Genomic DNA, 21,384 nt, shown 5'->3' with positions numbered 1-21,384 from the left:
AACGCACTCTTGATCCGCTCATACTGCGCTTCTGTCAATTCCATCGGTAAAGACAGATTAACAGACATCTATCTCGTAGCGTGAACACGCCCTAAAGAAAATTTCTAGACAATCGGCAAACTCATGGCATTCTTGGCCGTCGCAACCGTGCACTGCGTGATTGGGCGGCATCATAATTCGGTGTGGCATAAATCTCCCTCATTTTAGACAAGCGATTGAATTTACGATGTCGTATACCAACAGTCTTCCTGCTAAGCGAGAGGATCGCAATTATCACGAATTAGCCTTGCAGTCTGAGATCACTCGAAGGATGACTTTATACGGATCTAGTTCTCCATCGACGACGTAGATGAACAGGGCGTTCGTATAGTTGTATTTGGCGGTCAAACCGGTGGCGGAGCCGTTCGCCGGGTATCTCCCCACCTGGCGAGGATTAATTGAAAACTTGTGAATCTGAGATTGAAAGAGTGCCGGCCGCAGCGAAATCAATCTCGAGTGAGTGTCTAAAGTCGAGACATTCGAAGTGATCGTCTCGCTTCGCCCCTTTATTGGGCGGCATCATGATCTTATGAGCCATTCCTATCCTTTCGCAAAACAGATCTTAGAGCATATGGATATAACTTGGAACGCTGGAGTTTACCTGACTTTGACCTTGATATAGCAAATCCGCTGGAGTGTGCAACTGAAAAAGATAAAGGTGAGAGTGTAGGCTCGATCGAAGAGTTTCGCCTTAATATTTGGTTCTTTTATGTTCATTCGGGTTTCTGGCAGATCTCCAACAATATGGTGTTCATCGGCGACGCCGATGTAGCCAGGATGGAGGAAATCAAACTCAAGAACTTCGCCCTTGACGGCTTTTTCCACGTATCTGTGGCCGACCGACGTGAGGACGATGCCATTTGGCGGCATCTGGATCTTGTGGCTAGTGACCTTGTTCGGTGCCATAACTTAGCGCCTCGTTTTCATTATTTGGCCGCTGCCGATAATAGGGGGCTATGCACTAATGATTGGACCGCCGGATCGCCTTCCAACTGGACTCTACTCAGGCCCTTCGCGAGTGCGGCGTTGAGATATTTCAGCGCACTTTGACGATCTCCCAGCGTTTCTGAGGCGTCAGCGACTTGGGATAGAACATACTGGTCGTCGGGCGATAACGCAAGCGAAATTTGAACATATTTCCGAGCGGCTGCTCGGTCTCCGTTCTTTGCGTATAAGGAGGCGAGCGTGGCGTGGTCTTCGGCACTCTGCGAATTAACGCGAAGTCGCTGTTCGAGGAGAGCAATTGCCTTGCCGCGGGCGAAATGCGCCTGCGTGTCGACTTTCAACCATTCATAGGCCTCCCCAAGATTCTCCCAAGCTTCGGCGCTTTGATCGTTCAGCAATACTGCCCTCTTCTGGGCGTCAACGGCATCTTGAAAGCGATGTTCCTGCGCGTAGATACTTCCGAGATCGGAGTAAGCGGCATAGGTGGAGTCAAGCTGAATGGAATGATTCAGAGCGTTTTCTGCTTCGGGAAGCATCTTTGGATCGTCGAGATCTTGGTAGGCAAGACCGAGGTTGGTATAGGGCCACGAATTGTCCGGAGTAAGTGCTATCGCGTGCTGGAATTGGGGGATTGCGTCCTTTGGCCGCCCTACATTTTGATAGAACTTTCCGAGATTGTTGAAGCCGCGCCAGTCCTGCGAATTGATTGCCGCAGCCCGAATATATGCGGATTCAGCCTCCGCGATCCTTCCCTGACCGATATAGAGGTTGGCGACGCCGCTAAGCGCGTCTGAACTCTTTGGATCAAGTTGCAGTGCTCGCTGAAACTCCTGCAGGGCAAGGTCGCGCTGACCGGTGACCTGGTGATATTGTCCGAGCGCTATGTAGGTAGCCGGGATCTGATCGCTCAGCTGCGCGGCTTTTCGGCTGGACTCCTCAGCCTGTTTAAGATCCGCGAGTTTGTTTCCCAACTGATATTGAAGAATGGAAGCCTCAGCTAACTGTGCATAGGCAAGACCGAACGTAGGATCCCGCGCGACTGCGCGGCGAAACGCCGCAATCGCACGGTCAAGATTGCCGGGCAGGTCCTGCCGAGGCAAATAACCCATTCCAGCGAGATAGTCCTCGTATGCGGCGGCGGCGGTTGAAGGCGGAGAGGCGTCGGATTTTAGATCGCCCCTGGCAGAGATATTCATCTGCCGCCCAAGACTCGTTATTGCATCGTCTTCAAGCGCGGCCAGGTTATCGGTCGGAGAAGGCACATCTACATAGCCGATCACTCTCATGTGTCTTGGATCGAGCAATGTGAGCCACAGCTCCGAGGTTCCACCGCGACGACTGAAGCGTCCCGTCACCACGATGGTCGCCCCAAGTTCATGCATGGCAGCGGAGGCGTCCGTGATCTTCCTCTGTCTCACCTCACTCGTCGGAATGACCCAGAGCGAGTTACTGCCTGCATTCGCGTTTGCCAGTTTGCCCGTGAGCGAGTCCATGAGGCCGTCCCCGATCGCCTGGGTCTCCGGTGACTCGCCGGAGGAATCGAGCGGAAGCACGACGATATGTTTCTCGGGGCTCGACAAGAGAATGCCTCTTACGCGTTCGCCTATGGCTGGGATAAGCAAAAGGCCGAGGGTGACAAACACAACTGCGCACAGGCCAAGCAGCGTCGCGAGTAGTTGCCGGGGTATTCCCGGAAGTATTCCCTGGGTCGTACGCCCAACTTTTATATGGTCGCCGGCCGGCGAGGTGGGACGTCCGTTCACGGACTCGCCGGATAGCCAGGCATCCTCTCCTGACCGTGAGTGAATTTGGAGTTGGATCTTTGCAAACGCGGCGCTTCGGCGCACCGGATCACGCGCCAGAAACTCACCTACCGTCTCGATCATGGCGGCCGGAGCGTCGGCAGCCGAGAGGGCTGACGTGTGTTCCGATGTGAGCCGTGGCGGACGGGCTCCCGTAAGGACTTGGTGCATTAAAACGCCAAATGCATAGAGGTCGGAGGCCGCGGACGGGCCTTCGCCCTCGAGGACCTCCGGGGCGATGTAACCAGGCGTACCCGCCATGATGCTCTTGCCCAGCGAACTCGCCTCGGGATCGTGGAGACGCGCAAGTCCGAAATCCATGATGTATGCGCGCGGGTGTGCGCCCGACCGTTCGAGCATGACATTGTTGGGCTTGATATCGCGATGGATAACGCCGGCCGCATGGATCGCCGCGAGACCGGAAGCGATCTGACAGAAGATGGCGACCGATTCCGAGCGGGGGATGCGGTCCGGCCCGCGCAGCCACGAGGTGAGTGTCTCGCCGCCAAGAAGCTTCATGGTGAGGAAGAGAAAGGGCGGGCCCATCGAGTCGCATCGGGCGATGTCATAGATAGGGCATAGGTTCGGATGAGCGACTTTCCGGGCGAGCAGAACTTCCTGCACGAACCGGCGGTCCGAACTGGCATCGCCAGCTATCTCCGGCAGGATGACCTTCAGGGCGACGCGGATACCCTCAAGCAGAGCATCTTCAACCTCGTACACCTCGCCCATCCCCCCGCGCGCGATGTAGCGAATGACCGTGAAACGCCCAGCCACATTGCACCCCACCGGGAATTGCCCCAACACGGGAAGTTTCGACAGGGTAGTGGCGCTCCCGATCTGGTGTTCCCGAGCCAAGTAGTCCGCTTTGTGGTCGCGAGCCTTGCCAATCGAGTGGGCGAGAGACGAGGAGCTGTCTCCGGCTGGCGGCTCGTCTTCCATCCGGGCGATCTTGTCGACAGACTCTTTGGGACTGGACATGTTCCCTGCTCGCCCTGGATTCGTCAGCACAGAATCTGTGAAGAATCCGAGGAAGAAACGATACGTACCTTCAGCACACTCTGCGTTTCGGCAACGAATTGCACAAACTAAAGATCGACCGGGGAGGGTTAGGTCAAATGATTGCATAAGGATACCAATTCCGGCGATAGGTTTTTCATAGCACGACACCGGCGATAATCCGAGCCGTGCATGTCATTGCGAGCCAACGGTATCCAGTAAGAATGCCCCAGTTGCAATCACTCACCATGGAGGCCTCCGCTTCATGGAGTTGGCCCCCCGCTCCTTCTCGGGAATGGCCGCCCATTCGGTTTATTGTTGGCGCGTTCCCGCCTTAACGACTTTGGCCCGCTAGTCGCGATCGAAGCCGTGCGAACTCGGCTTTGAGACTCAGAAGAGTTGTGACACGTTTTTCGTCGTCAGTCGACACGAGACCATATAGAACGTATGAGCCAATAGGTCTCAACAACCACAAAACCCTAGGAGTCTGCGGCATCCCCAGGGGGATCACAGGGCACCTAAATCGCCGCTCAATGTGATGTTCAGCTTGTTGAACGTTAATCCTGCTCGCAAGTTAGACTTCACTTGCCTTTTGTTGCAGGCCTTATCGTGATTTCAGCATTGCCGAGCGGACCGCCGCCGCCTTCGCGATATTTGGCCAGCAGTCGTTGGACCTGTCCCACACATACACCCAGCACCGTTCACGCCGACTGTGTCGAGCCACTGCCTACCAACACCTCCTCGGTCAAGATTTCCACCCGCTGAAGATTTAGCTTGCCCATCTGCGCCCAGCCCAATCTATCGCCTCCCACCCTAACCTCAGGTTGGGGCAGCGACACTTTGGCTTTGCAGAACTCCGACATTATTGCTTTGCGCCTACAGTTCACCTATACATAAGGCAGGTTATCAGACATAAGTGGTTTGTAATGAATTACTTACACGATATCGCCCAATGTGCTCAAAGTCAACCCAACTTCTCTCGACGTGAGCATAACCGACGATGACGTCACGCGGCATTTACGGCTTAGATCGATTCGCCACAGAACGAAATAGGATCAGTCATGAATGCTGTATTCAGAGACACCCTCCTTTCAGCCCGTTGCTGAGCAGCGCCTCGCAGTCGAGCTGTTTCTTGCTGGCGGGAATCTCCGGATCGACGCCTATGCGGGAGCGGGCAAAACAACGACGCTGAAGATGCTGGCTGGAAGCAGGCCCTCTTCGGCTCTCTACTTAGCCTTCAATCGTCGATTGCCTCCGAAGCCCGAGGGCGGGTGCTGGTTAACGTGTCGTCAAGCAATTCGGCGGTTCACTTCATCGGCCCTTGCGACAAAATGCGCGTCGGCCTCTGGCTCCTGCATGACAGCGCGGAAGAAGTTGAAACGCTCTTAACCTGGGGGTAAAGTCTCGCCCGAGGCAGCCATCGCCACGCGGCGTGTCTCGTCCGTAACACCGAAGTCTGATTGAGGTTTGAGGGACATGGTTGAATCTTCCAGCGGAGAGGCGCTCATCGCACGCAGAGAACCATCTTCCGCACCATGACTGATTCCTCATCCACTGAATTCGCCACCAGTGTCAAACATTGCTGTCACTGGGGGGCAATCTGTGAGACTCTTTTCGGTCGTTCCGATCTTGGCCTCTGGGGAGGAAGCTGAATCTGATCGATGAGCACATTAGGGAGAGCCAGCTGGTGGGTCCGGAACGGCGCGGGTCCAGCGCTAACGTGTTTGAGGTGCAAAGGCTTATGAGCCAAGACTTCGCTGTGACCTTTTTTACAGGTATTCCGAGCTTACCCCGGCATTGGGGGATTAGACGTGAACCGAAAGACCAGCAGCTACCGCGTCGGTTAAAGAGGCGGTTTTGATGCTGAGTGTGGAGTCTACCTGCGAGGTAGGGATTTCGAGGAACGTGGCGATCTGAACCACGGAGTGGCCCGACGAGGCGAGGGTATGCTCCTGCTCGGAGAGAGTAGGAGTGGGGAGCGGAGCGGGTGCGTTTTGGGTGAAGCCCGACGGGTTCGGAGCGACAGCAGAGATAGAAAGAGACATGTGACTCCTCACAAAGAAGCGAGTGTGGAGGTCAATCTATCGGCAGTCCCGATGAAAAGTTCAATGAGGGTTTTTGAAATGTGGCCTCTGTCCTCGACCAGGCCCGGGCCAGACGAGGAGGTACCCTAGCGAGAGATTGAGGGGCTCAGCTGTTCTATCCTCCAAATAATGACCTTCCGCTCGCAAAATCCGTCCGGATTCCGGTTTCCGCCAGAGATCTCCTGCAGCAAGGAAGACCTGCCCGATGCTCCGGCCTATGTCTTTCGTCATCAAACACTCGGCCTGCTAGGACGGATCGTGCTGCGGGATTCGCCACGCGGCCGCACCCACATCACGTCAGAAGTCGCAGGCGATCCCCTTGACCCTTACACCGCCCAACGGATGGCAGTCCTCGAACCGATTACACGGCAAATTTTGCGACGCTTGGAGGAGATCCAAGGCGCGGCGCAACCTGAAGCAGAGAGAGAAAAGGCGCAGCATACCCCTTCTTTCGGTGAATCCAAAGAGCGGATCGCCAGCCAACTTGTCCCCTGCGACCGGTGCGCCAAACACGTCGCCCCTGCTGATCCTCGCTCCCGGCGCGATCGATGCCGGACATTTTGAGGATTATGCAAGGCAGATGTATCCCGAATACAGCCGGCTGAACCTCCCTACCTGGATCGTTGGACCAGGGGTTGGCGGAGGTTCCATCAGCGAGCGACCAGCAGACATGCTCAAGGTCTGGCCAGAGCGCGAACCCATCATCCGACAGCAGCCCGCCACCCTCAAAGTCATGATCGACGAGATCATCGAAAGGCATTGTGGGTAGATAAGGGTGGGCAAGCGTACCTGGCCGAAAGGGAAGCAAATTGGAGAGGAAGTTTCACCGTGAATTCGGAGTGCGGTGTTTCTATGTTGCCGACACGACCGAGCGATCCAATTCCAAGCGGCGTGAATTCGCCACCAGTGTCGCTTTGCTTCTTCTTCGCAACTGTCATGCGCACTCGATGGGTAATCACGATAGTCCTCAGTATTCGTCGAACCTTTCGATCCAGGTTGGTCACTAGCTCTGAGCGAGGCATGTCCTTCTATCGGCTCTCGAAAACAAAGCGAAGTAATTCGGAACTTGTCGTACCAACTCGGCGGCCCGATCGTCATCATCGTAGATCATGACCTATGCCATATAAGTTGCAGTAGATAAGTGGTTTAGCGGACATACTCCAGATGGCGCGCAGGTATACGGTTTCTTAGCTAGCCATGCGGCACGGATTTATCTCTGCACGTATCCCATCAGCTGACCCTCTATCGATTATCTCCCGGTCAAAGTCAGCTGACACGCCTTCCATGACTCGCTCGAAACGTATTTGGGCTCAGCAAGACCAGATTCATTGAAGACGGAGAGAAAACGTGACCATCAGCAAGAAGCTCTATGCCTCATTCGGCACCGCATCCGCCTTCGCTCTCATATTGGGGGTAACCTCCTGGCTCTCTCTCACCCATATCGGCGACCAGATAAAAATCAGTGCTTCGCATACGCACAAACTTGAAATGGCCGGCAAAGTAGGAGCTTTGACGAGCGATATGCTGTCTGTCGAGCGAGGCATGGTCGTGCGAGCTTTTCTTAAGGACGATGAGTTGATTGAGAAGTACAACGTGCAGTTCCGCGATGATGCAGCCGAGAGGCAGGAGCTTCTCAAAGAGTACGAGACGCTGACCACGAGCGATAAAGCTCGACAATTCCTCCGGGAGATGCTGGGCAGCTATGAGCAAAGGTTGCAGGCACATGATGAGCTCTACCGGCTCGCCAAAGCAGGAGATGGTGTTGGGGCTGCAGCGCTGCAGAAGAACTCACTCATGCCAATGGCGAACGCATCTCAAGCCAGTATCAAGTCTTTGGATCAGATCGCTTCTGGACTAGTCACTGAAATCGCCGCCAGCAACGAGTCCACCGTGAATTCGAGTGTGTGGCTGGTTGGGATTTTGGTCTTGATCGCGCTTGGGATCGGCGCAATGGTCATATATATCGTGCGAGGAATCAACTCCGCTCTCAGTCAAGCCGTCGTCGAACTGTCAGAAGGCGCAGAGCAAATCGCTTCGGCATCGTCTCAGGTCTCTTCCTCGAGCCAGTCCCTGGCTCAGGGTGCATCGGAACAAGCTGCATCGCTAGAAGAGACATCTGCCTCCTCCGAAGAGATCAATTCGATGGCCCATAAAAACACGGGTAATGCTGTCGCCATGACCAAGTTGGTTGGCGACTCCAAGTCAGAGTTCGTCAATACAAACCGTCAACTGGGCGAGATGATGGCAGCGATGGACGATATCAACGAGTCCAGCGGAAAGATCGCCAAGATCATCAAGATTATCGATGAGATCGCCTTCCAGACGAACATTCTTGCTTTGAACGCCGCAGTGGAAGCAGCCCGCGCGGGTGAAGCGGGGATGGGGTTCGCTGTTGTCGCCGATGAAGTCCGTAGCCTGGCGCAACGGAGCGCCCAAGCGGCCAAAGACACTGCAAGCCTGATCGAAGATTCAGTCACAAAATCCGAAGCAGGCAAGGTGAAACTGGGCGGCGTCGTCAGCTCCATCCAGCGAATATCGGGTGAATTCACTAATCTTGGCACATTGGTTGACGAGGTAAGCCATGGAAGCGCAGAGCAGTCGACCGGCATCGGCCAGATCGGCCGTGCGCTCTCGCAGATGGAGCAAGTAACGCAGACCACGGCCGCAAGTGCCGAGGAGAGTGCTGCCGCGGCCGAGGAGTTGAACGCCCAGTCAGAGTCCATGAAAGAACTCACTGAGCGTCTCAATGAGATGGTCGGAGCATCAATTGGCTCTAGTCTCTCGCCACGGGCATCCCGTAGCGTATCCAGGCCTGCGACATTCAACCCTGCCCTGCGGCGGCCGGTGACCGCGAAGAAGTTGACCAGCAAGCTCTCTCAGCCACGGTCGAAGTCAGAGCTATCGGCAGAGAAGAGCTTCCCTCTCGAGGAGAGCTTCAGCAGTTTTTAGCGCTCTACCAACAAAAGGCCGGCACACACCAGGAACGCGCGACCCGCGTTCCTGGTCCCCGACACTGTGAGACGAGCTATGGATGACGAATTGATCAAGACCTTCGAGCAGTTTCATCACTCCGTACTGGAGTGGCAGAAGTCGTCAATGCAGGTACTTGGATTCATGCAGACGATCGAACACAACAAGATCCTCTTCCATATAAGTGAACGCTCCGTCGTTGCGGACCTCGCGCCCCTCGCTTACCTGGACCTGGTTCAAGAGATCGAGGATGGCATGGTCCAGACCGCCGTCGCCAGTTTGTATGAGCGCCTGCGGCCGTTACTCCAATGCAGACACCGTTGGCTTCCATTGAGCACTTGTGCCCAGAGCTAGGTTGTTTGCCTGGACTTCCCACTGTCGCGCCACAGTCATATCCATGTGTGTGCGGAGTGCACCGGCTATTGCGTTGAGTCGTCTTTATCCCCACTTCCTCAGTATGGGAAGGGGTAATGTAAGCCATGGACGGCCGTTAGAAATTGGTGACACTGGCCTGATGGGGGCAAGTTGAACCAAATCTGGGAGCCGTGCGCTCGCTCATCGCGGCTCAAGTCACTCGCCGCCTCCCCTTCGATCTGCAAATACAGCATGTTTGCTTCGTCCGTCATGATGCAAGGAGACAAGACTTGTATTCAGCTCATGCCTTCGACGTAGAATCGTGCAATGGCTAAAGCACCCGCAACAATCACATCACCGAAGGTGAAGAAGCTCGCGCAGAAGGCGTTGCAATCTCCGAGCATGCTCAAGACGGAAGAGACACGAGAACTTGGCGCGTCGGTGATGGCTCACCTGTAGCCGCCGAATGAAGTCGCTCCTGGTGTAGCTAAGAAGACGTCGATGAAGAAGTCAGCGGCAAAACGTTCCTAAGTCATTCAACCGCATCACCCGAGGATTCCATGGCAACGAAGAAAGCCCCAGCGAAGACGGCGGCCCCAGCCGCTAAGAAGACCACCGCCGCGCCTGCGAAAAAGTCTGCAACGGCAACGAAGATGACGAAGACAGAATGGATACGCTTTGCCGCAGAGAAGCTTGAACTGACCAACAAGCAATCCGCCGCGTTCACTGAGTTGCTCGCAGCAACCGCGATTCAGGAGACGAAGAAGAACGGCGAGTTTACGATTCCTGGGATCGGCAAGCTTGTGAAGGCACAGCGGGCTGCGCGTCTGGGCCGCAACCCGGCGACCGGGGAGTCGATCAAGATCAAGGCAAAGACGACGGTCAAGTTCCGCGTCGCTAAAGCGGCAAAGGACGTCATCGCGCCTGTAAAGTGAGAGAGCCGCTACAAAGCTAGCAAGAGCCCTTCGCCGAGGCGAAGAGTTGCCATCTTTTGGAACCATGACATTTCTAGCGGGCGCCTACAAGGTAACTGGGCATAGGTTAGCTTATTAGGCGTAAGTATTTTGTAATGAATTACTTACGAAATATCGCCCAACGTGCTCAGAGTCAACCCGCCCTCTCTCGACATGAGCATAATCGACGATGGCGATACCAGCGCTCGAGTTCCCAAGGGTAGAGGATTCCGCAGCCGCGAGACGAGGTCACGAAACAACTGCGGCATTTGGAGCTTCTCGTCATACAGATGCACCACAAGAGTTCGCCCAGAAGGAGACCGAAGGCATGTCGAGATAACATCCTTTGCGCAACCTGACAGTAAGCACGGGGTAGGCAACGTAGTCCCCTTTACAAACGCATCACAGCGCCACTTCGACCCGCCCTACGAAGCCACTCCCACGGACCTGAACCCCAACTCCAGCCGCCGAGCCTCTTTCGCCGCGTACATGTCCATATCCGCATGACGCTGAAGCTCTTCAGGCGTCGTTCCATGCTCCGGCGAGATCGCCAGTCCGGCACTCGCAGACCCGTGCACCACTACTTCCTCCAGCTGAAACACCGGCTCAAAACATCGCTGCAACCGCTGACGGTAGATCTCGGCGTCCTCCATGCTCTTCACTTCCGCGGTCAAGATAAACTCGTCACCGCCAATCCTGGCTAGCAAATCTCCGGTTCGAACCTGCGAACCTAGACGCACCGCGATCTGCTGTAGATACAGATCTCCGGTCTTGTGACCGAACTCGTCGTTCACCTGCTTAAAGTGGTTCACGTCGATGTAGACCACTGCGACCAGGTGGCCGCGCCTGCCGGAGGTGCGCAAAGCCTCCTCCAATCGCATATCCGAGTACCTCCGATTGGGCAACCCGGTCAATGGGTCATGCGTGGAATGGAAGTTCAGCCGCTCATACAGCCGCCGTTGATTCAACGCCAGGTTCGAAAGGCTTGCGCCGACAAGCAGAGCACGCTGTTCCTCTTCCGTAAGCACTTTATCGCCCTGGCAGCGCGCTCGGAAGTTCCCCAGCGTCGCCCCGGATGCCTCAGTCAACTCCACCTTCAATACCTCTTTATTTCGGCTTCCATTCACGCCCCTCGGATTTACCGCCCCCGGCATAATCCGTTCCTCCCCGTTTTGCCAGGCGGCTTTCCTTTGTTTCGAGTCAAAGCGGTACGCCTCCAGCACCTCACACCTCACATCCAGGCCGGGAACCAGCCCGCCGATCGAACCGCAGATGTCTTCCAGCAGCTCCGGCAAGGGTGTCGACGAATTGATCTTCTCCAGCAGCCGACTCCGCTGCTGCTCCAGCGCCATGGAGCTATGAATCCGCCGCGACTGCGCCGACACTCGCCGCCGCAGCACCAGCGCCCATCCAGTGATCAGCACCGAGACCATCAGCAACCCAAGCAGTAGAAGCAGCAAATGAGTCACCGTCCACCAAGATGCGTTGGCCGCCACCGTCACGTCGCCGGGCTCCCGCATCTCCAGCAGGAACGATACCGAAGTGCCCCACGAATCGGTCTTGGTCACGCGGCAGATCCCGGTGACCTGGACCTTAGTCCCCATGGGTAACGTCGGCAGCTGCGGCCGATCGCCTGTCCACAAGAGGACGTTCACTGGATGCCCCTCGACTACCACCACCATCATGTCCGAGATCTCGTTATGCAGCTGCGAAAGTACCTGACCCTCGATCGTCACCAGACCATCGCTGAAGTTGCCCCCGATGGCTTCTCCATATTTCACGGGCTGCGGCTTTATCTGCTCAAACCGGCCGGTCGGCAGAATCTGCGCCTCATTCAGCTTCGGCCCCGCGTCGTTGCCATCCGCAAAACCCGTCAGGTCGACCACCTCACCTAACGCAACCGGCTTCACCTCGTGGGTCTCCGCCAGAAGGCTCTCCCCATTGCGCTGGATCACCACCATGTGCGCGGGCTCGTAGAATGTCACCACTCCCTGCACCCGCACCCGCTCCGTCCGATCGTCCATAAACCTTGTAGGCAGCACGTCGCCAATCGCGGTATACGGAAGGTCTCGTGACTTCACCCGCGCTGCCCGAACCACCTTCAGCTGCCGCCAGTCCGATGCGTAGAGCACTGTCTGCATCAACTGAAACCGGCCGTTGAAGATTCCCCCGGCAACCCCGCCGACCTCCACCTCTGCGTCGATCAGGCTCTCGAGATCCATTCCCCGTGCGTTCTCAACATAGACCCGGACCGTCCCTCCCGGCATCTGGACCATCAGCTGCACCATGTCCTTCGCTGATCCCGGCTTCGGACTCGCTGAACGGATGGTTCCCCGGATAAGCACGCTCCGACAGTCCTCCCTGCCAGACATCAGCTCCCGGAATCCTTCCTCGCGCGGCTGTGCCAGAGTTCCCTTCCGCCCCAGCATCCGGATCTGCGCGCCCACTATCCTGGTTCGGAAGCTGGCATCCGTCACACCTTGTATCTCGATCAGGTCACCACGCTCCATTAGGAGTACGTCTTTTGAAGCCAGCGAGACATACACACCACCCGTGGAGTCGGACACGAATAGCCTGAGCCTCTTCGCCTCGTAGTATTCGACCGTGACAACAACATCGACCGGGAGCGCCTTCGCAGCCTCAGCGTGAGACACGGTCTGGATCGCACCTGTCGTAGTCAACATCGGCGGCTGCGTCATCTGTGCACCGCCAGATTGCGGTATCGACCATGCCATCGCGACAGCGAGCGCAAGGATCTGAAGCACCGCCGTCCTGCGCCCGGACAAACCGATCGCTAACGCCGCCGGCATTTCAAGTACAGTGTGCCCTATATGTCCCATTAGCCTGCAATTCTCCGGACGCTACCCGCCGGCCCAGATACCCATTCTTCACTTAACACGCCGGCATAGAATCCATGCGAAGATCGCGAGAGGTTAGGTGTCACTGAATGAGGCGCACGTCCCGATCTCATGAGTGTTCCTGAATTGCTCATCGCCCAGCAGACCTATCGTTCACCTTAGGGACGTATCTAGCCACATAGCCTCCGTGGTACACCGTATCTCCTTTGAGGAATCACTTGACGAAGCACACCGTGCAGACGAGTTCACCGGGCCAACAACGCGGGTTGAGCAGATCTTTTCGATCGGGAGGCTATTCTCGGGAAGTTCTGGACCCTCTGTTCTCCATGGTTCCCACGAACGCAGCAGCTCGCCGCAATCGTCTGGAGGCAATGCACGGCTAAATAGAAATCCCTGCATCTCCTCGCACCCCTGCTCGTGTAGATACTCCCGTTGCAGGCGTGTTTCGACTCCTTCGCCTATGCAACTAAGTCCGAGGTTATTTCCCAGATCAAGAATGCTTCGAGCGATTCTAGCTGCGGCCGGATCAGATGAAATATCCCGCAGGAATGACTTATCGATCTTTAGCCGATCGATAGGAAATTGTCTTAGATACGAAAGAGACGACCAGCCGGTGCCGAAATCGTCAAGCGAGAGACTCACCCCGATGTCTTTAAGATTCCGCATGATCTCGATAGTGATCGCAGAGTCATCGAGTGTCAGGCTCTCTGTCAATTCCAGTTCCAGGCACTCGGGGCGCAGTCCCGTCTCGCATAATATTCGTTCGACGCTCCGCGCAAGGTTCCCTCTATAAAATTGTTGCGCCGACACATTGACCGCGACACGAGGGATATTAATCCCTTGCTTTCTCCACACCATGATTTGGATACACGCAGTTTTTAGGACCCAATCTCCCACATCTACCATCAAACCCAGCTCTTCCAATCTTGGAATGAACTCGATCGGCGAGATTAGCCCTTCTTCTGGATGATTCCACCGCAACAGCGCCTCAACGCCTGTCACCTGCCCTGAGATAGTCGATACAAGCGGCTGGTAATGGATGGCGAATTCGCCTCGAGAACATGCCCCGTGCAGGTTCTTTTCCAGCGTCTGGCGTCGTCGTAATGCTTTCGCGAGTCCTGACGTGAAAAAGCAATAGGTCCCGCCCCCTTTCTTCTTAGCTTCGTACATTGCAGCATCTGCAAACTGCAGCAGGGTTGTCGAATCGGCTCCGTCGGCCGGGAACAGGGAGATCCCGACGCTGGCGCCTATCTGAAGAGTATGCCCATCGATTTGGAATGATTCGCCTAGCGCGGCGATCACCTTATTTGCCACCGTCTCGACATCCCCGTCTGCAAGAACGAGAGGAACCACGATGACAAATTCATCTCCGCCCAATCGCGCCACAATGTCGCTTTCTCGTAAACTGGCCCGTAAGCGGGACGCAACGCCTTCTAGCAGACGGTCGCCCACATTGTGACCGAAGAAATCGTTGACATTCTTAAAACGGTCCAAATCCACCATGAGGACTGCCACAGAGGTTGTGGTGCGACGAGCTAAAGCTATTGCCTGCGAGAGACGATCCTGCAGAAGGACTCGATTTGGCAGCCCGGTCAGCGCGTCATGAAGCGCCATGTGCTTAAGGCGTTGTTCTGCCAGCTTCCAGTCAGTAATGTTACGGGCGATTCCCATCGTGCCAATGATCTGACCGCAGTGGTCGGTTAGGGGTAATTTGTTTGTGAGCACCCAGCTCTCTCGACCATCCGGCCAAGTCTCCTTCTCTTCGACACCAATCTGAGGCTGACCCGTCCGAATGATTTCACGCTCATCCGCGAGAGCCTGGCCGGCGTGCTCCGGACTGAATATATCGGAATCAAGTTTTCCCACTGCCAGCCTCGGATCAGGGAGTCCAATATAGTCGGCCATTGCGCGGCTGATGCGCAAGAACCGGCTGTCGCGGTCCTTGAAAAACACATTATCGGGGATGTGCTTGAGAAAGGCCTCGAGGAGGTCGTGATCAATCTGATGTCGGCTGTCCTGCTTGGATCTGAGCGCGATCATTCGGACAATAAGAAGCAAGGAGACGCTGCTTACCAATGTGGTCAGAAGATTCCCGCCGGTGTGAAAGCAGCGAATCAACTCCGGCGGAAAGCGTACAGCAACACTAATTCCGAATATTGTGGTGCAGAGAGCCAGCTTTACGCTTTGAACGCTCGGGTTTTTTCTCCAATGCTTCATGATGAGTCGATTCCCTCACCGCCAGGCAAGTAATTCGAAGCATGGACCCTTGGGGGGGCGAATGGCTATCCAACGAATGTCTTCCGACCTACAACTTGTTCTGACCTCCGGAACCACGTTGCTTTGGCAGTCCCACGAGGCGAATAAGTTGTATGGCATCAAAAGCAGCAGGCGAAGGGGGATATCTTGAACGGGCGGACTTATCACTTCGCCCTGCTGCCATCTCAGAGGTCGCTGGGGATCAGACTTATGAAGGTAGACCGCAAATCTAAGCGGCCCCGTTCCTGGCGATACTGCTTGTCGTTCGCCGCACTCATGAGGTCTCCAGTTTCGTCTTCGGATGGACACCATTCTATTCTTGTGCGTCGGCCCAGCCCCGCTGCCAGCCATGCGACTTTGAGTCATCAGAGCCTTGTCCGTCCAATCCAGCCTGGAAACCTATCTTGCGATCTGCCTGGTACTGGGGATCGTTCTCAATTGGATCGGCGGGTATGTCGTCCCTTTCAGGCAGGTTGCTCTCGTTGCAGTTATCGCAGCCATCGCCGTGCTCCACCAGCGCCATGTAGGCCGCCGTTAGTTCGGTGATTCGATCTTCCGGTTCTTCGACCCCTAACCGGTTGACTCCTTCCCCGGCGGCGATCAGGAACGCTTCGGCGAGCTTCATGCCTTCGCCGCAGGCAGGCATCTCGTCCATTTCCCAAAGATCCAACAGCTTCTTGTAGTTCATAGCCATCGCTTTATACCTCTTGTCGTCAAATTCACTCGCTCCGCTCGATGCTGTTTACGCGGTCATCTCATAGCGTGGATCCAGCAACTGTTCGGTGGTCCCGCTCATAAAGTAAGCTTTACTTGTTGGCTTCGTGGTGTCCGCGAAGGTGGTAACAGCCAATGTTTTCGATGCAAAGTAGCCGGGTGCGGCTTTGCTTGTCGAAGTAGATGGTAGCGGGGCCGTTTATGTCCTCTATATCGAGAGCGCCGTCGCCATCCCGTGACTCGACCCATTGGTCTTCGGACGGCGCTGGGGATCGGGCCGCCGCCAACTGCGAGGTTAGCTGCTTCTGTTCTAGCGGAGATAGGGAGCGTGGGTGGCCGGGGTATAACGGATAGATTGCGGTCGTGATGCCTAAGGCCACAATGAGGACAGCGAGTGAGATGGGCAGAATGACTTGGCGGCGGAGTCGTGGTGTTACTGCTGGCGGATAGTCGGTATCTTGCATAGCGAAGTTCCTTTCATCTGCATCTGGGTATCTTCCACATCGGTCGGCGGCGACGACCAGGTTTAGGCGTTTAGTCTGAGGCTCCGTACCACGCCATGGGGCCAACTCAAGTCGAGCAAGCCGCGCTGATTTCGCGGCTTGCTCAAAACACTTCAGAGACGAACATTGCCGCCTCGTGGTCGTCTCAGAGCGGTCATCCTTCCCACTTGTGGATGAGATGACCCACCGCAGGGCAGAACTTATTGAACGTCAGAGACCTTCCCGTCGATCAGAATCACCTTCATGTCCTTGTAGATGAAAACCTGCTTTGTCCCGAGATCGACGATTTTGTCCGGATTGCCTAGCGACTGCTTTACCTCGTCTGGGGTCATGCCGAGCTTGACTGTCTTGCTCTCCACAGCGGAAGCGACGGCAGGGTCGGCGATCACGGTGTCAATCGTCTTCTTCACGTCGTCTGGGGTCATGGTGTCCAGGACTGGAAGCTTTACGTTCAGCTCGGCGCGATACCGCGTACTGATGCCGTCACCGAGCGTTGCGACATCGACGGTCAAGAGTTCAAGTTGCACCGCGTTCTTCTTTACGAAGATCTGAGTGACGTAGACCTTCTCATTGGCATTCAGAGTCCTCGAATGAGCTGTGGTGCCACCGAAGGCTGCCGCGAAGCCGGTGGCCTGGGCGATCTGGCCGTCAACATAGTTTGTGTTGACGATCGCGTTCTTAGTGTTCGCAACGTCCGCATAGATACCGGGGAGACGGACCGCGAGGATCGCCCCTGGCTTCGTAATCCGCGTGTAGTCGGTGTCGAACATGACCTGGCCAACCTGAGTGAGGGGGTAGTCTGCGACAAGAGCCTGGTACATGGCTCTGGAGCTTGGAGCGGCAAAGGCTGGGACCGAGAACGTGACGGCGGCCGCCGCGACGGTGATAGTGAGGGCGCGTAGGGAGGGTGAGCGCAGCGAAGCGAAAAGCATGGGGAGTCCTTTCGGGGTTAGCGCCCGTGACTGCGGCGGTGTTGGACGACGGGTGCTTGTTCGGGGGCGTTGACGTTGGCCGGAGACTGGCTCTGCTGCTGTTCTGGCAGTGCGATCGAAGGTTTTAGTTGTTCCGGGAGTGCAATGGATGGAGCCGGCACATTCGTTTGAACTGTTCCATCGGAGATGTACAAACTCACGTCGCGCCCGGTTCGTGAGAGCTGAGCAATTTCAGACGGTATCGGGAGAGAGCTGTCTTGGCTTACTAGAATCCTTTCGGGAGCGCCTGTCTTGAGACTGTCAACGGCGTAACCGTGCTCGATGTGCCGCGCCTGGTCTGTTGTCAGTTTCACGGTCGGGCCTTTTTCGAGACGGGCTTCGATGCCATCGCTGATAGAGGTGATGGTTGCGAAGTCTCCTCTGCGGAAGCTCTCACCTTCTGTGGATTGAGTGAATCGGATTCGATCGCCCTGGGCAAATTCCTGCAGCTCCTCGCGGTAGACCTTGCTTTGCGATGTCATCGCTGTGGTCAGATGCGGGCTATAGGTGACCTCATCCCCGTGCGAGATTTGAACGGTGAGCTGGTTGAACTTCAGGTCTGTGCTGACGACGACAGCGGTGCGATTGTTAGGAATTCCTTCCAGGCTAGGGCTTCCCTGCTTGTACTGAATGATGTCGCCGGGAGCATACTCGGCGGCGTTCTTTGGGTTCGTCAGATTTTGTTCGCTGCGGACAGCAAGTGCTTTGCTATCGGGTGCTACAAGTCCCCTTGCCTGCAAGTCGGCTCGGATGAGTTGATTCAACTCGCGGCGTTCTTCCTTATCCTTAGCGATAACCACCGTGTTCGCTGGCCGCTCGGCAAAGGCGCTGGCGACGGCTGCGAGGCGATGGTTTGGGTCTGCATACTCGTAGACCTGACCTTGGCTCATTTGCGGTGAGGCGGGCTGAGGTGGGCGGCGGAAGTCTACGGCAGTTGTCTTGCTGACATCGGTTGCAAGACGGGTTCCCAGCGTTTCGGCATCGTTGGTGTAGATCCTGGCGTCGTGCTCCGCTCGGGAGATTGAGACGTAGGCAAGTCTGGTGTTGATGAGGGAGCGCGACGATTCCGTGTCGATGTTCGCAATGACCCTGCCCTCGGTGAGCCCCTGCGAGACGTGGGATGTAACGGCGTAACCGTGATCGAAATGCCGCATCGTTGCGGGAGCGAACTGGATGGTGCGGGTTGTCTTGCCGTCCATCTGCACGGTGATCTGTCCGGTCTCAAGCTTCGTGATGGTTCCTAGATCACGATTGTTGACGCCTAGCGCCTTGTCTTTCGCGGTGAACTGAATTCGGTCGCCCTCCCCAAAGTTCTTTTCTGTCTCGCGGTACGCATTCACTCCCTTGAGCCGCTTCGGGTCGTAGGTTACGGCCTGACCGTCCTCGCGCTCGATCGTCACGGTGTTATTCCTGGCGTCGGTCGACAACACGGTCGCGGTGCTGTTCCTGGCAATGCCGTGGGATTTGCTCCCGGTCTCGTACTTGAGTACGTCACCGGCCTTGTACCGGGCGGCCCACTCTCGATCCGCGCCGGTCATGTCGGAACGGTGAGCAAGAATGGAGAACTTCTGATCTTCTTGCCCAAGCTTTCCGGCGCTCTTTAGTTCGACTCGGACGGCTTCGTTGATGAGCTGGCGACTGCGGTTGTCGGGGGAGACGATGATGGTGTTCTCAGGCGCTCGGGCGTAATCCTTCGCGATCGCAGCGGTACGCTGGTTCGGGTCCGCGATCTGCGTGACCCGGCCCTGATCGGCAAGCATCTGGACGCCTTTGACGGTCTCACCCTTAGCAAGGTGCTGGACGGCCTCAAGGAGTGCTGGATTCTTCCGCTGCCTAACGATCTGGTCTAACTTTGAAGTCCGCATCCCGGCATCCTGCATCTGTTCGAATGGTCGACCCGCGTCCACCCCTTGATGCTGTGCGGTGTCTCCCATGACGAGTAACCGGTCCTCTGGCCCGATCTTTTCGAGGAAAGCCCGCATCTGTTTGGTGCTGGCGAGGCTTGACTCGTCCAGCATGTAGAGATGTCGGCTGGCAGGCGCACTCGGGTCTTGCTGCTTCCGCGCGAGGAAGCTTTGCAGGGTGGTGGCCTCGATACCTTCCTGTCTGAGCTGCCCAGCGGCCCGCGAGGTTGGGGCAAATCCCTCGACCTTATAGCCGTTGGCTTCGGCTCCCTCCCGGATGCTCGAAAGCACGCTCGTCTTCCCGGTTCCTGCGAGCCCCTGAACGCCATGAATGCGATCGCTTGAGGTAAGAACTTCCTGGATGACCGTGCGTTGGGCTTCGTTCAGGAATGCCCGTCTTGCGGCCTGAGCTGCGGCCTGGTCGGAGGACATTATCGGCTCCACGGCGTTCTGCCCGGCCATGACGTGCCGGATATTCGCCCGCTCGTTGGCGATCGTCTCTGGAGTCGTAAAGCTGCGGCCTGTCGCGTGCTTCTCCCCTCGTAGCTCGCGAAAGTCCCCCTGGCTGTGGCGGGCATCGAACTCAGCTTTGACGTGTGCGTAGGTCGTCTCGCCCATGCCGCGGCGAAGTGCGTCCCGCATCAACGTTCGCTCGTCTGTGACAGCTTCGCGCTCGAAGTTGCTGCTCCTGGCGTAGGTCACGGCTTCCTTAGCTCTGGCGATTTCTTCCGGCGTGCGATCTTGCATCTTGGTCTGCTGTATTTTGGCCCGCTCGCGGGCTTCTCTCACGACTGTTTCAGTCTGGTCGCCGAACGTTGCAGCTAGCGTACGGTGCGCCTCTACGACCTCCTCGAGAGAGACTATTTGCTTTTTGTCGCGTGTCGCGTGAGCGGCGATCTGCGATGCCTCCGCACCGCTGTAACCGGACTTCGCCAGATGGTCTTTGATCTGTTGGGAACGGGGGCTTGAAGCGTCCAAATACTCCTGGGAATACCCCTTGATCTCGGGCGCTCCGCTCTTCCCTGCCTCGATCTCATACCCCAACTTACGGAGCTGGTAGGTGAGGGCCGATTGGTAGACGGCAGTGGCAAAGTTCTGGCTGTCGAACATGCTTTGAGGCTGTAGCGCGCGCGTGGTTCCGTCTGCACGCTCGGTCACGTTCATGATGAAGACGTGGGTGTGAAGCTGAGGCGCGGCGTAACCGTCAACGGGCCGCGCGGTATCGTGTTCGAACTTCGCCGCGATGAATTTCCCGGTCGTCTCTGCCGGGTTGTTGCCCCCAATTCTGGCCTGGGTGTAGCGTTCCAGTTCCGTAAGAGCGGCGGTGACAGCGGCGCTGTGGGCCTCGCGAACCCGCTCATCCCCACCGACGAGGGCCGTAAGAGACACAGACTTTGGCGCTGAAAAGGTAGCGTCCCAACCGGCGCGGTGTTCGACGGCTTTGGTGGTCGTCCCGTCCGCGTTCTTGTACTCCTGGGCTGCCCGGTGCTTCACCATCTCCTCACCCGTTTCCGGATGTCGGCCCTCGGTGAGCCGAGTAAATTCCGCCGAGGTTACCGCGCCGGACAGACCCATCTTCGCCGCGAGCTGGCCTTGCCATTCTCCCTCTACAGCACCGTCCTGTTTGTAGTAACTCTGGGTGTCGGAGGTGAACTCCATCTTGTGGTACGTCTGAGCCTGGCCTGAGCTGAGGGCCTTCGAAATACTGAGCATGGAGTCCTCCTTTTTGCCCTAGAGCTGGCGACCGCGTGGGGTTACTTGGGGTTGGTTTCCTGCTCCGAACGGCGGCACGTTGACCGGTGGAGGTGGAGTGACGGCTTCCGGAGGTGACGGTATGACAAACAGCTCCTGCTGCACCACAGCGACCTCTTGTCTTGTCGGTTCGGCGTTGGCTAGTGCAGGCGTGAGCGTTACCGCCTGAGCCGGTTGTGCAGCTGGACCTTCGTTGTTTGTTTCGTACGATACAGCCGGGCGCTCTGTCACCACAGGCGGGGGAGCGACGGGAGCGAGAGGGTTGAACCACATATCTGCC

At 56.6% G+C, this 21,384-nt stretch carries 15 protein-coding genes; 5 read left to right on the top strand and 10 right to left on the bottom strand.

Annotation, left to right across the window (positions count from 1 at the left end; translation table 11 throughout):
* Window positions 1-636: 636 nt before the first annotated feature.
* The 3 genes from HDF16_RS28380 to HDF16_RS28370 form a co-directional block, all read right to left on the bottom strand.
* Window positions 637-945, bottom strand: coding sequence for a hypothetical protein (locus tag HDF16_RS28380; RefSeq protein ID WP_184224052.1), 309 nt, complete (start codon window positions 943-945; stop codon window positions 637-639).
* A 20-nt stretch (window positions 946-965) separates the two neighbouring features.
* Entirely contained in the window at window positions 966-3,767 is a 2,802-nt protein-coding gene (locus HDF16_RS28375) for a serine/threonine-protein kinase (RefSeq protein WP_184224050.1), read from the bottom strand.
* 1,823 nt (window positions 3,768-5,590) lie between these two features.
* Window positions 5,591-5,830 (bottom strand): hypothetical protein, encoded by a 240-nt coding sequence (locus tag HDF16_RS28370; protein WP_184224048.1) that lies wholly within the window; start codon window positions 5,828-5,830, stop codon window positions 5,591-5,593.
* 523 nt (window positions 5,831-6,353) lie between these two features.
* Here HDF16_RS28370 and HDF16_RS28360 point away from each other — a divergent pair.
* From HDF16_RS28360 to HDF16_RS28345, 5 genes are all read left to right on the top strand, one after another.
* The gene (locus HDF16_RS28360; protein WP_221313353.1) at window positions 6,354-6,638 is read left to right on the top strand and encodes a hypothetical protein; all 285 of its coding nucleotides are present in this window, start codon (window positions 6,354-6,356) and stop codon (window positions 6,636-6,638) included.
* Between the two features lie 578 nt (window positions 6,639-7,216).
* Window positions 7,217-8,818: a methyl-accepting chemotaxis protein gene (locus tag HDF16_RS31715; protein WP_184224042.1), complete on the top strand. Its 1,602-nt coding sequence runs from the start codon at window positions 7,217-7,219 to the stop codon at window positions 8,816-8,818.
* 78 nt (window positions 8,819-8,896) lie between these two features.
* Window positions 8,897-9,193, top strand: a complete 297-nt coding sequence (locus HDF16_RS28350; protein ID WP_184224040.1) for a hypothetical protein — start codon at window positions 8,897-8,899, stop codon at window positions 9,191-9,193.
* A gap of 327 nt (window positions 9,194-9,520) precedes the next feature.
* Window positions 9,521-9,652: a hypothetical protein gene (locus HDF16_RS31460; protein ID WP_281383589.1), complete on the top strand. Its 132-nt coding sequence runs from the start codon at window positions 9,521-9,523 to the stop codon at window positions 9,650-9,652.
* A gap of 101 nt (window positions 9,653-9,753) precedes the next feature.
* Entirely contained in the window at window positions 9,754-10,128 is a 375-nt protein-coding gene (locus HDF16_RS28345) for an HU family DNA-binding protein (RefSeq protein ID WP_184224038.1), read from the top strand.
* Between the two features lie 443 nt (window positions 10,129-10,571).
* Here the strand turns inward: HDF16_RS28345 and HDF16_RS28340 are convergent, their stop codons facing one another.
* From HDF16_RS28340 to HDF16_RS30420, 7 genes are all read right to left on the bottom strand, one after another.
* Window positions 10,572-12,986: a GGDEF domain-containing protein gene (locus tag HDF16_RS28340; protein ID WP_184224036.1), complete on the bottom strand. Its 2,415-nt coding sequence runs from the start codon at window positions 12,984-12,986 to the stop codon at window positions 10,572-10,574.
* 171 nt (window positions 12,987-13,157) lie between these two features.
* On the bottom strand, window positions 13,158-15,221 hold the full coding sequence (locus HDF16_RS28335; RefSeq protein WP_184224033.1) for a putative bifunctional diguanylate cyclase/phosphodiesterase: 2,064 nt from the start codon (window positions 15,219-15,221) through the stop codon (window positions 13,158-13,160).
* A 352-nt stretch (window positions 15,222-15,573) separates the two neighbouring features.
* A complete protein-coding gene (locus tag HDF16_RS28330) occupies window positions 15,574-15,954 on the bottom strand; it encodes a hypothetical protein (RefSeq protein WP_184224031.1) in 381 nt (126 codons plus the stop codon).
* Between the two features lie 112 nt (window positions 15,955-16,066).
* Window positions 16,067-16,438 (bottom strand): hypothetical protein, encoded by a 372-nt coding sequence (locus tag HDF16_RS28325; protein ID WP_184224029.1) that lies wholly within the window; start codon window positions 16,436-16,438, stop codon window positions 16,067-16,069.
* Between the two features lie 239 nt (window positions 16,439-16,677).
* Window positions 16,678-17,409, bottom strand: coding sequence for a hypothetical protein (locus HDF16_RS28320; RefSeq protein WP_184224027.1), 732 nt, complete (start codon window positions 17,407-17,409; stop codon window positions 16,678-16,680).
* 17 nt (window positions 17,410-17,426) lie between these two features.
* On the bottom strand, window positions 17,427-21,065 hold the full coding sequence (mobF, locus tag HDF16_RS28315) for a MobF family relaxase (protein WP_184224025.1): 3,639 nt from the start codon (window positions 21,063-21,065) through the stop codon (window positions 17,427-17,429).
* A gap of 18 nt (window positions 21,066-21,083) precedes the next feature.
* Window positions 21,084-21,384: hypothetical protein (locus HDF16_RS30420; RefSeq protein ID WP_221313351.1), on the bottom strand; the 301-nt coding region annotated here is incomplete at its 5' end.

It is taken from the genome of Granulicella aggregans, assembly GCF_014203275.1.
Taxonomy (GTDB): Bacteria; Acidobacteriota; Terriglobia; order Terriglobales; family Acidobacteriaceae; genus Edaphobacter.
This window is presented reverse-complemented; position numbering and strand designations above follow the sequence as displayed.

What these genes read in the sequence shown, in the direction of transcription:
- HDF16_RS28380 (WP_184224052.1), bottom strand. Translation starts at nt 945, where the DNA reads ATGGCACCGAACAAGGTCACTAGCCACAAGATCCAGATGCCGCCAAAT.
- HDF16_RS28375 (WP_184224050.1), bottom strand. Translation starts at nt 3,767, where the DNA reads ATGTCCAGTCCCAAAGAGTCTGTCGACAAGATCGCCCGGATGGAAGAC.
- HDF16_RS28370 (WP_184224048.1), bottom strand. Translation starts at nt 5,830, where the DNA reads ATGTCTCTTTCTATCTCTGCTGTCGCTCCGAACCCGTCGGGCTTCACC.
- HDF16_RS28350 (WP_184224040.1), top strand. Translation starts at nt 8,897, where the DNA reads ATGGATGACGAATTGATCAAGACCTTCGAGCAGTTTCATCACTCCGTA.
- HDF16_RS31460 (WP_281383589.1), top strand. Translation starts at nt 9,521, where the DNA reads ATGGCTAAAGCACCCGCAACAATCACATCACCGAAGGTGAAGAAGCTC.
- HDF16_RS28345 (WP_184224038.1), top strand. Translation starts at nt 9,754, where the DNA reads ATGGCAACGAAGAAAGCCCCAGCGAAGACGGCGGCCCCAGCCGCTAAG.
- HDF16_RS28340 (WP_184224036.1), bottom strand. Translation starts at nt 12,986, where the DNA reads ATGGGACATATAGGGCACACTGTACTTGAAATGCCGGCGGCGTTAGCG.
- HDF16_RS28335 (WP_184224033.1), bottom strand. Translation starts at nt 15,221, where the DNA reads ATGAAGCATTGGAGAAAAAACCCGAGCGTTCAAAGCGTAAAGCTGGCT.
- HDF16_RS28330 (WP_184224031.1), bottom strand. Translation starts at nt 15,954, where the DNA reads ATGGCTATGAACTACAAGAAGCTGTTGGATCTTTGGGAAATGGACGAG.
- HDF16_RS28325 (WP_184224029.1), bottom strand. Translation starts at nt 16,438, where the DNA reads ATGCAAGATACCGACTATCCGCCAGCAGTAACACCACGACTCCGCCGC.
- HDF16_RS28320 (WP_184224027.1), bottom strand. Translation starts at nt 17,409, where the DNA reads ATGCTTTTCGCTTCGCTGCGCTCACCCTCCCTACGCGCCCTCACTATC.
- mobF (WP_184224025.1), bottom strand. Translation starts at nt 21,065, where the DNA reads ATGCTCAGTATTTCGAAGGCCCTCAGCTCAGGCCAGGCTCAGACGTAC.